A 10,121-nucleotide genomic window follows, 5' to 3' on the forward strand; every position below is an offset into this window, starting at 1 on the left:
TATCTGATTCGACAAAGGACTATTGTGAACCTAATTTACCCATTCGACAACGTAGGTAGTGTCCGGCTTGTTGTGTGGCATAGCCCATTAACTCTAATTCCATCAGTTGACTGGTTAATGTCGCGGTATCGATTTTGAGTTGAATGGACAATTGATCAAGGCTTTGGCCGACCCAATCGAGTTGCCGATACAGCGCAATTAAATGTTCTGGTATGGGTTCGGGTGGAGGGGTGTCCGGTGTTGCTGTTTTGGGTGTCGCTATTTCGGTGGTTGTTAAGGTTTCGGCAGCCTGCGATTGCCATTGTGTAGCCAATGCCAAGTCTTCAATGACCTGTTGTGGATGATCAATCAAAATTGCACCTTCGCGTATGAGTTGATGGCAACCTTGATGTGACTCACTATAAATATGCCCTGGAATGGCAAAAATAGATTTGCCTTGTTCGGCAGCGCGTTGAGCCGTGATCAGTGAACCACTTTTTAATGCCGCTTCCGCCACGATGACACCAAGACTAAGCCCACTGACGATACGATTTCGATGTGGAAAATGGTGTTGCAATGGGGGAGTGTGCGGTAGAAACTCACTGATTACGGTTCCTCCATGTTGGATGATCTCTTGTCTTAAACTCTGATGTGCGGTCGGATAAGTTTGATCTAAACCTGTGCCCATCACGGCAATGGTTCTGTGGTGTTGTATGGCAGCGCGATGTGCCGCTTCATCAATTCCTTGTGCTAAACCGCTATTGATATAAAACCCTTGCTCACTCAGATAATAAGCAAAATCATAGGCAATTTGTCGACCTTGGGGACTAGGTTTGCGGCTACCCACAATCGCAATTTGGGGTTGCATCAAGGCTTGGGCATTACCTTGCCCAAATAGAATCGGCGGCTTGTCGCTATAAGGTAAAAGCTGTTGTGGATAGTTTAGGTCTTCAGGAATCAGTACAAAGTCACTGTATTGTTCAATATCCTTAAGACATTTTTCAAAGCTAAGCTGTCCACTTGGGCTATGAAATTCCTCAAAGCGCTTTAAATGATTTTTATGCAGTCCTAATTTTTGCCATGTGGTGATTTGATTAGGCTTAAGGGCGTAGTGTAGGGCAGGATAGTGCTGCTGAATTTTATAGAAACTACGAAGTGAGTGTTGCACCACAAACCACAGGCGAATGTAATCTAAATGCAAGTCAGTCAATGAGTTGAGCATAATGAGACCTTTGAATATGTCTTCTTTTTATGGGTTAAAATTATTAGTGATATCGTTGTTGGATAATAAAAAATGAGGCTGAATACAGCCTCATTTTTATGGATTTGGTCTTAGTCATCCATCAGTGGTGGCTGAATCGTTGCACCCACTTTGATTGGTAATTCGCTTTCAAGTACATAAGCATAGCTTAAGTTATCAAATGTTTTGAATACCATGATGTTGCCAATACGTTGTCCTGGAAGTTGAACACGTTCTTTGGTTTTTGGATCAGTTACGATTTCACCTTTTTGGTTCACGCTAAAGACTTGACCAGATTGAACGCCTTGCAAGCTACCACGGTCGATCGTCACAACACTGTGAACCGCTGCAGTACCAATCGAGCCCATAACACGAACTACACTACCGCCAGCAGTGACATTTTCTGCATTGGTTGGATAGAACAGTGTTGGCAGCATTGGGTCATATTCAGGAAGAACACGATCGCCACGACGAACTTCAGCATTATAAGTATCGGTTAGTTCTAAAGTGGTAATGTCATTTTCACCACGAACGGCAACACCTGAAGCGACTTGAGTCAGTTCTAAACCTGCGTTGTATTTTTTGCCGTTTGCATCGGTAAAGATGTACGGTTCGCCTTCACGGTAAACAGCATATCGTTGACCGACTTGCATGCCTTGGCCGCGTGCATAAACTGTTTGGCCTTTGGCTGCCAATACACGTTGATCAGCTGTACCTAAAATGTAAGGTGTGCCTTCAACAGAATCAGCGGCAACAATCATGCTGCGCTCAAGCCATTGCTTAATATATTCTAATGGGATAACCGGAATCGCACTGTTGAGGGATTCAACACGAACTTGTGGTTGAAGTTTAGTGCCACCTGTATAGCGACGAATAATACCTTCACAGCCATCACCTTCATCCTTACCGATGATTGGGCGGCCATTGTAGGTACACATTAATAGGCGGTCACCTGGGAAAATCCAGTGCGGATTTTTCACGTGTTTATTGCTCGCCCAGATTTCAGGCCAGCGCACGGGATTTTTTAAGAAACGCTTGGAAATATCCCACAACGTATCGCCTTTTTTCACCACATAAACTTGAGGCGCACCTGCCTTCAATGATGGTGGATTGACGTTACGAGCAGGGGCAGCTTCTGCAACACTGACCATTCCCATCCCCACACTTACACAGACTGTAAGTGCCAATAATTGTTTTTTAAACCCCAAGGCACTAAAAGTTGGCATGCCCTTCAAAACCTTTTTCATTATCATAATTCCTAAAATTATGTATGCAACTGCGTTATAATAACGATATTACACACAATTTTTTGATGAAGCATTCCTTCATTTTGTTTTTTGATCAATGGCATAAGTGAGGACGTCGTATGGCCTTATTACCTATTTTAAGTTTCCCCGATCCCCGTCTTCGTACCATTGCAAAACCAGTCGAAGAAGTTACTGATGAAATTCGTCAGTTAGCAGCCGACATGTTTGAAACTATGTATGAAGCACCGGGAATTGGCCTGGCAGCAACACAGGTAGATCACCATATTCAGCTGATAGTCATGGATTTATCTGAAGAAAAAGATCAACCCATGGTGTTTATTAACCCCAAAATTACGCCATTGACGCAAGAGACGCAGCCCTATGAAGAAGGCTGTTTATCAGTGCCTCAAATATACGATAAAGTTGAGCGCCCGTCACGTGTAAAAATTCAGGCAATTAACCTTGAAGGTCAATCATTTGAAGTGGAAGCGGACGGACTTCTCGCAGTTTGTATCCAACATGAAATGGATCACTTAAATGGTAAGTTATTCGTCGACTATCTATCGCCTTTGAAACGTCAACGTGCACGTGACAAAGTGGAAAAATTGGTTCGCCAACGCCAAAAAGATAAAGTCGCAGTTAAACGTTAATTGATCGCGGTTAAAAAATACCTGAGACAAGCCCAATTTTGATTGGGCTTTGTTATACTTGGGGCAGACAAATGTTAGGGTTTGCCTGTATTGTTTCGTAGTGGAGTGCTGCTGTCCTTTGCAGCCGTTTTTTTGCAGATTGCTGTTTTTTTACAGCCATTGTTGCCCAAGCAATATCAAGTTGCTCCGGTCTGCGAAACCATTACGCGTGCACTTTTACTTCCCAATGTTCATGCTGAACATACCGCACATTCACACCATTCATCTTCCGCTCACGCTGAGAAAGTTCAAGTCGATCATACTGCCCATGAACATGATACCAGTCATCAATGTCAGTATTGTACCGTCTATGGCAATTTGGTTTTGCCCCCTGAACTTGATGTGAAAGAAGTGCTTGATCGAATTCAAGTTCGTTTAATTGCTTTTCAAAAAGCTTTCAAGCATGTCTGGTTTGTTCTTCAACAACTCTTTTTACTTCCGCAAGGTCGAGCCCCGCCACTCGCTGCATAAATCTGACGTTTTTTTAAACTTGGGTCTTTGAGGACTCAGGTACGCCTTTATTTATGTATTTTGTGAGATAAACATGGCTCAGCCTAAATTTTTTCTACAGCCTCTTGCGGCTGCAATTTGTATTGCCTGCTATTCAACTACGGTGATGGCTGACGAGATGTCCGTAGAGATGACGGAAACCAATGCCGTACAGACTTTGGCACCGATTGTGGTGACATCACATCAGGGGAATGATGCCAATGGCCTGATTGTTCGTGCCAATCCCAAACAGCCGATTCAACCGATACCTGCCAGTGATGGGGCCGATTATTTAAAAAGTATTGTGGGGTTTAGTACCATTAAAAATGGGGGAACCAATGCAGATCCAACCTTCCGTGGCATGTTTGGTTCACGCATTAAAATTTTGACCGATGGCACAGAAAATCTCGGGGCGTGTCCGAGTCGTATGGATGCACCGACGTCTTATATTTCCCCTGAAAGTTATGACCGAATTTCAGTGATTAAAGGGCCTCAAACGGTTCAATATGCCAATACAGGTTCTGCTGCAACAGTCTTGTTTGAACGCAAACCGGAACAGTTGGATGCTGATAAAAACTACCGTGGTCAAGCCAGTGTGATGATCGGTTCTTATGGTCGTTTAGATCATAATGTCGAGGCGGCTGTGGGCGATGAACATAAATATGTCCGTCTAAATGCCAGCCGTTCTGTTGCAGATAGCTACCAAGATGGAGATGGCAATACTGTGCCGTCAGACTGGGAGCGTTGGAATACAGATTTGGCTCTCGGTTGGACGCCAAACGAAGATACATGGGTAGAACTTACTGGAGGTAAAGCCGATGGTGAGGCGGTATACGCAGGCCGTTCAATGGATGGTTCGCAATTTGCCCGTGAAAGCTTAGGCCTTCGTGTCGAGAAAAAGAATGTCACAGAGGTGATTAAAAAAATCGAAGCACAGGTCAACTATAGTTATAACGACCATATCATGGACAACTTTAGTTTGCGTGAGCCACCTTTAGCTGAAATGACCCATCATGGTATGGCTATGCTGATGCCGAATCCAATGGCGATGCAGGTTACACGCCGTACATTAAATGCACGTATGGCGGTAACACATGAATGGGATAAGCTGCAGTTCATTACTGGACTGGATACGCAGAATAATAAGCATGCTGGCAGCATGACGTCGAAAATGATGCCTTCGATCAATAAGCCCTTAACGCAAGATATGGCATTTCAGTCCTATGGCGGTTTTGGAGAAGTCAGTTATCAATTGAGTGACAACAATAAGTTGGTTTCAGGACTTCGTCTCGATCAAGTGCAAGTGAAAGATGAGCGTGCCGCTTCGAAAGCGAGTGGCTATAACACGGAGCTGAATGAAACATTGCCAAGTGCGTTTATTCGTTTTGAAAATAAACACCCTGAACATGACAATGGTAAAACCTATATCGGTCTAGGCTATGTGGAACGCATGCCAGATTATTGGGAATTATTTAGCCCTAAACATGGCAATGCGGGCACAACAAACACCTTTAATGGCGTCGAAACTGAAAAAACCTTGCAGTTAGATGTGGGCTATCAACATGAACATGGGGCATTCAGTTCATGGGCGTCTGCCTATGCGGGACTGATTCAAGACTTTATTTTGATGAGTTATCACGATCATCCAAATACTGGTGGGCATGATCATGGTTCAACTTTTAGCGCGGGTGCGAAAAATGTCGATGCCACCATTGCGGGAGCTGAAGCGGGGATTGGCTATCAATTTAGCGATCATATTCAAGCCGATGTTAGCGCAATGTATGCGTGGGGTAAAAACACCACAGATGGCAAGCCATTACCGCAAATCTCACCTTTAGAAGCGCGTATCAACTTACGTTATATCCAAGATAATTATACTTTGGGTGCATATTGGCGTGTGGTTGATGGACAAAATCGTATCAGTGCGCACCAAGGCAATATCGTGGGTTATGACCTGAAAGAAAGTGCAGGTTTTGGCACACTGTCATTAAATGGTACTTATCATATTGATGAGGGTGTAGATGTATCTTTGGGTGTGGATAATCTCTTGAATAAAACCTATACCGAACATCTAAATAAACTAGGTGATGCAGGGACAGGTTTAGCGACCGATCAACAGTTTAATAATATTGGTCGCAATTATTGGGCACGTATTTCGATGAAATTCTAAGTTCTGACATTTGTCATCCAAAAAGCAGAGCGATGGCTCTGCTTTTTTTATTGGTGCATACTGGCTAGTTGTTTGGCCTTACTTTGATACAGTGCTAAACCGAGTTTTTGAATCGCACGGCCTTTTTGCTGTAATTTTTGATTTAAACTTGGGACATGCTTAGCGCCTGAATACAGGACAAGATTTCTAGCCAATAAATAATAAGCAAACCATGCGGCAGACTGGGGTTTGAGCCCTAATTTATGCATGCGTTTTTTGCCAATAAAAAATTGTGTCAGCTCCAGATGTTGTCGATAAGCCAGTTTTTGCTGCAGTGGTCGAAGGTATTTGTATTGTCTTTCAAAGGGTTCCTTAGAGAGACTGGCGCCGAGTGCCATACTGCTTGCATCGGATTGAGGATGTACAAATTGCATCCAATACAGCAGTTTCCAACCCTCAGATTCTTTTTCAATTAACCATTTTTCATCAATACCCATCAACCAGCCGACATATCGCCAAAAATGCAAAAAGCTTTCAGTTTCTTGTTTTGATGGAAAAATTCCTAAAGCGCGAATGCCCAAAAGTACCACACTGCTAAAGGCAAGATTGGTCATCGCTAAGTCAAATTGATTCATCGGCATCCCCCACGTTGCAAAATCCCAGTCTTTACCTTTTTGGAGTTGATGCCGTACCAAAGCATGAATAAAACGCACATAAATCGTCGATGTAAATCCTGCATGCAAACGTTCGAGTCCGCGTTCTTCAGTGATATCTACCCACCATTTAGTGGTTTCAGCCAGACGTGTACCGGCTTGTTTATTTAAAGCACCCGTCAGCATGAGCGGTTGATTGAAACCGGGGAATAGATAACCGACCATGAGTGAAAGGTCTCGCAAAATAAAGCCATTGTTAATCCCGAGGCGATGGGTGAACTCAAGGGCCTGCTGTATTTTTTCTGGTTCTAACCACGGCGGTATTTGTTCAACATGCTTAAAAAAATGCTCGAGTTCAGGAATAGGAAAGGGAAGCTGTTCGACACCTTTAAATAAAGCAATTTCAAAATATTCACGATGCTGCTTAGGGTTCTGCATCATCCACGTGAGCACTTTTTCCATCTGTGGATCACCACATTGCAAGGCTTTATTGAGGGCAAGATATTGAGCGTAATTTGGCTGTGCAGCCTGACCCGTCAAATGAGACAACAGAAAACTCAGTAGATTAGATTGCTGCGTGGCCTGAAATGAAGCCAGTCGGGTATTGAAGTGAGTGGTCATGTTTTGATCTTCAATGTTATTGTTGCATACCACACTAATATGAATATTTATTCGCATTCAATTCGCATAACACTATCGCATTGGAGAGCAATAGAATGAGAAAAAGACCACAACAACAACGCGCGAAAATGATCGTGGAAAGCATTTTGCAAGCAGCGCAGTTGTGTATTGCAGAACAAGGTTTACTGGAGCTGACGACGCCCAAAATTGCGGAAAAATCTGGTGTGAGCGTTGGATCGATTTATCAATATTTTGAAAATAAAGAGCAAATCGTAGAAGAGTTACTGCTCAGAAAATCAGAACAATTGGGGTTGGCACTAAAAAATATAGTCGTGGAGCAAGAGCAGTACAGTATTTATGAGGTGATTCCACTTTGTATTCAGTTTGGCTTTGATATGTTGAAAGCTGATCGTGGCTTCTTCATTGAGATCTTAAAACATTGGCATCAATACAGTCATTCAGATGCCTCTCAGGTTTTGGAAAAGCATTTTTTTGAAGTCGGGATGTATTTATTTAATCGCTATTATTCACATTGGAACTTTGAGACGCTGAAACATCGCTCTTTTGTGATCATTAACAGTACTTTATTTACCATGATGCGCTATGTGAGCAATAATAGTTTTTTAATTACAGAACAGCAGCTTAAAGTAGAATTATCGAAGATGATTTTGGCGTATTTAGATAGTGAATGACACTTAAAAAATTAAAGTTGTCTCTAAAATAATCTATTTAATTCTGATCCAAGATATGTGAAGATAGATCAAAAATAAATCAATAACTTAAGATAATAAATCAGGAACATCATGATGGTTTCTTTGAGCTTGCAGCAATTGTCCAAATCTTTTGCGGGAAAATGTATATTTTCAAATTTAAATTTAGAGTTAAGTGAATTCGGAATTGTCGCTGTTGTTGCTGAGAATGGAGTAGGGAAGTCCACCTTACTTGCGATGATTGCTGGGATGTTGGAATTCGATGCAGGCAATATTTTGATTAATGATCAGCAATATGCCCCTCACAATAATGAATACAAGAAACTTGTGGCCTATGTGCCAGATAAAAGCCCTATTTATGATTTTTTACAAGGGCAGGAGTTTCTGAATTTAATATGTAATATTCGAGGGATAGCGCATGAGCAGTATCAAATCTTCATTGAAAAATTTAATTTAGAAAACTATTTAGCCACGCCATTTGCTGACATGTCTTTTGGTACAACCAAAAAGTTTTTATTGGTTGCTGCCTTAATGACCACGGCACCTTTACTGATTTTAGATGAACCGAGCAATGGCTTAGATCAAAATGCCTTGGCTGAATTAACAAGCATACTTTTACAGCAGAGCCAATCAAAATTGATTCTATTGTCTTGCCATGATCCTGTATTTAGAGACAGTCTCGCAGCAAAAATCATCGAGCTAGATCGGTTAAAGTCCAATGAGCAGGTGGCATGAATAAACAAAGACATGTTGGGCAGCGAACAATCATAAAAACGCTTTTGAAATATCGATGGACATTTTATGTCAAGACCACAGCAGACGCAGTTGCACGGCAAAAGCATTTACTTATTTTAATCACATTAATTCTCGGGCCAATGCTATTCGGACTGCTTTTATCATTAGTGCAGCCCATTATTGATTTGGTTTATTGCAAATCATTAATCACGAATCTGTTTCTTTGGACTGGCATTCTTGCCTTAAATGTAATTTGGTGTGCAATACAACGTAAAGCTTTAAGTGGTGGGGAAGGGTATTGCTATCTAGCGCTATTGCCCATCACGCTCAAAAGTCGTTTTGCAGTGGAAATTAAATTTTTAGGCAGTTTAAGCTTTTTGCTGATACTGCCATTTGTTTTAGCGCTTCTATATGTTTGGGTTGAGTATGAACTCTTGGCTTCCCTTGGCATCAGTGTATTGATGCTACTTTGGATCTTTAATTTATTAATTATACAAATGCTGTTTTTACAACAGAATCAATATTGGGTTTTAGTCTGTCTTTTGACATATTTGCCCATTTTGAGCCTAGCGATATTGGACGCTCAACACATTGCAGTATTGTTATCTACTTTCATCTGTATAGCGGCAATAAAATTCTGGCTGCTCGGTTGGAAATCAAAACCAATTAAGCTGCAAGTACCTAGGGTATTTCTGATACAGAAATATAGTCCCCTCTGGCTCAATCAAAATAAATTAATTATTCGTCAGGCATTTCATAAAAGATTTCTAACCCATCGTATTGTTAGTATCGGTATGTCAGTTACAGCGGTCGTGATTTTGTCTTGGTTTGCCACACAGGCAGATACTTGGAACATCATGAGCCTTGATTTTACCGCTTCACAATTATTCCAATTGATGTGTGCCATCTATATTGCACTGAGTTTATTCAATCTGGGTGTGATCAAAATGGACTTAAAATCAAATTTTGAATCTGCAGAGCGATTCTGGATCATTCAGGGGTTCACACTTTGGCAGCTCAGGAAATACGAATACTGTGTTTTATTGATAATTGGCTTGTTGATGAGTGTGCCAGTTTTACTGTGGCTACTGCTGACAGGTGGATTTGTAGATGTGCTATTCATGGCAGCGCTATTGTGTATCGCCATTCCATTTATTCAGTGGTTGTATAGAAAACCTGAAGAAGTGCACGGTGTTATGCCAATTTTAATGTTTATCTTATGGGTGCCTGTGGCGTATTGCATGCTTTCTGTACGCTAAAAACACTTTTTTAAGTAAAAAACACTGATTTAGTAGAATAAATAAACAAACGTAATAAAAAAATAAAAATAAATGGAAAAGGGTGTTGCAACGGTCCTGAAATGCTGTAGAATGCACATCCATCGGCGGTGATGAAGATTAAAACTTCTGATAAAACAATGACTTGGTTGAATTGATTAAGTTGGGTTTTATTTTTTAAGTTTAAAAATAATTTGAATTACCAGTTGACTCTTTAGAAATAAAGAGTAATATAGCCGACCTAGCTTGCTGGTGACGAACCAACAAGAAGATCATTAAGAGATTATGAAGAACAACTTGTGTGGATTTTTACTGATTGATCGATCGAAATT

At 41.3% G+C, this 10,121-nt stretch carries 9 protein-coding genes; 6 read left to right on the top strand and 3 right to left on the bottom strand.

Translation table 11 applies throughout. The annotated features are described in order from the left end of the window. Positions 1-19: 19 nt before the first annotated feature. Together dprA and FTU22_RS14935 are read right to left on the bottom strand one after the other, a co-directional pair. Positions 20-1,201 carry a DNA-processing protein DprA gene (gene dprA, locus FTU22_RS14930; RefSeq protein ID WP_180095232.1) on the bottom strand — a complete coding sequence of 394 codons (1,182 nt, stop codon included), beginning with the start codon at positions 1,199-1,201 and terminating at the stop codon, positions 20-22. Between the two features lie 110 nt (positions 1,202-1,311). Further along, positions 1,312-2,466, bottom strand: coding sequence for a LysM peptidoglycan-binding domain-containing protein (locus tag FTU22_RS14935; protein ID WP_180022161.1), 1,155 nt, complete (start codon positions 2,464-2,466; stop codon positions 1,312-1,314). Between the two features lie 119 nt (positions 2,467-2,585). Between FTU22_RS14935 and def the strand changes: the two genes are divergently transcribed. From def to FTU22_RS14950, 3 genes are all read left to right on the top strand, one after another. Then, positions 2,586-3,116 carry a peptide deformylase gene (gene def, locus FTU22_RS14940; RefSeq protein ID WP_078191459.1) on the top strand — a complete coding sequence of 177 codons (531 nt, stop codon included), beginning with the start codon at positions 2,586-2,588 and terminating at the stop codon, positions 3,114-3,116. Between the two features lie 90 nt (positions 3,117-3,206). Beyond that, positions 3,207-3,626 carry a DUF2946 family protein gene (locus tag FTU22_RS14945; protein WP_180063357.1) on the top strand — a complete coding sequence of 140 codons (420 nt, stop codon included), beginning with the start codon at positions 3,207-3,209 and terminating at the stop codon, positions 3,624-3,626. Positions 3,627-3,699: 73 nt separating this feature from the next. After that, positions 3,700-5,814: a TonB-dependent copper receptor gene (locus FTU22_RS14950; RefSeq protein ID WP_180095235.1), complete on the top strand. Its 2,115-nt coding sequence runs from the start codon at positions 3,700-3,702 to the stop codon at positions 5,812-5,814. A gap of 47 nt (positions 5,815-5,861) precedes the next feature. Here FTU22_RS14950 and FTU22_RS14955 read toward each other — a convergent pair whose 3' ends face one another. Then, a complete protein-coding gene (locus FTU22_RS14955; protein ID WP_180095238.1) occupies positions 5,862-7,067 on the bottom strand; it encodes an oxygenase MpaB family protein in 1,206 nt (401 codons plus the stop codon). Positions 7,068-7,162: 95 nt separating this feature from the next. Between FTU22_RS14955 and FTU22_RS14960 the strand changes: the two genes are divergently transcribed. The 3 genes from FTU22_RS14960 (at position 7,163) to FTU22_RS14970 (ending at position 9,771) form a co-directional block, all read left to right on the top strand. Further along, positions 7,163-7,759 carry a TetR/AcrR family transcriptional regulator gene (locus tag FTU22_RS14960; RefSeq protein WP_180095241.1) on the top strand — a complete coding sequence of 199 codons (597 nt, stop codon included), beginning with the start codon at positions 7,163-7,165 and terminating at the stop codon, positions 7,757-7,759. A gap of 111 nt (positions 7,760-7,870) precedes the next feature. Beyond that, positions 7,871-8,512, top strand: coding sequence for an ABC transporter ATP-binding protein (locus FTU22_RS14965; RefSeq protein ID WP_180095244.1), 642 nt, complete (start codon positions 7,871-7,873; stop codon positions 8,510-8,512). Further along, entirely contained in the window at positions 8,509-9,771 is a 1,263-nt protein-coding gene (locus FTU22_RS14970; RefSeq protein ID WP_180095248.1) for a hypothetical protein, read from the top strand. Before FTU22_RS14965 ends, FTU22_RS14970 begins: the two co-directional genes overlap by 4 nt. Positions 9,772-10,121 lie beyond the last annotated feature (350 nt).

The sequence above is a fragment of the Acinetobacter sp. YH12076 genome, assembly GCF_013419525.1.
GTDB classification, from domain to species: domain Bacteria; phylum Pseudomonadota; class Gammaproteobacteria; order Pseudomonadales; family Moraxellaceae; genus Acinetobacter; species Acinetobacter amyesii.

Excerpts from the sequence above, each read along its gene's own strand:
- FTU22_RS14970 (WP_180095248.1), top strand. The coding sequence starts at position 8,509 with ATGAATAAACAAAGACATGTTGGGCAGCGAACAATCATAAAAACGCTT.
- FTU22_RS14935 (WP_180022161.1), bottom strand. The coding sequence starts at position 2,466 with ATGAAAAAGGTTTTGAAGGGCATGCCAACTTTTAGTGCCTTGGGGTTT.
- dprA (WP_180095232.1), bottom strand. The coding sequence starts at position 1,201 with ATGCTCAACTCATTGACTGACTTGCATTTAGATTACATTCGCCTGTGG.
- FTU22_RS14965 (WP_180095244.1), top strand. The coding sequence starts at position 7,871 with ATGATGGTTTCTTTGAGCTTGCAGCAATTGTCCAAATCTTTTGCGGGA.
- FTU22_RS14960 (WP_180095241.1), top strand. The coding sequence starts at position 7,163 with ATGAGAAAAAGACCACAACAACAACGCGCGAAAATGATCGTGGAAAGC.
- def (WP_078191459.1), top strand. The coding sequence starts at position 2,586 with ATGGCCTTATTACCTATTTTAAGTTTCCCCGATCCCCGTCTTCGTACC.
- FTU22_RS14955 (WP_180095238.1), bottom strand. The coding sequence starts at position 7,067 with ATGACCACTCACTTCAATACCCGACTGGCTTCATTTCAGGCCACGCAG.
- FTU22_RS14950 (WP_180095235.1), top strand. The coding sequence starts at position 3,700 with ATGGCTCAGCCTAAATTTTTTCTACAGCCTCTTGCGGCTGCAATTTGT.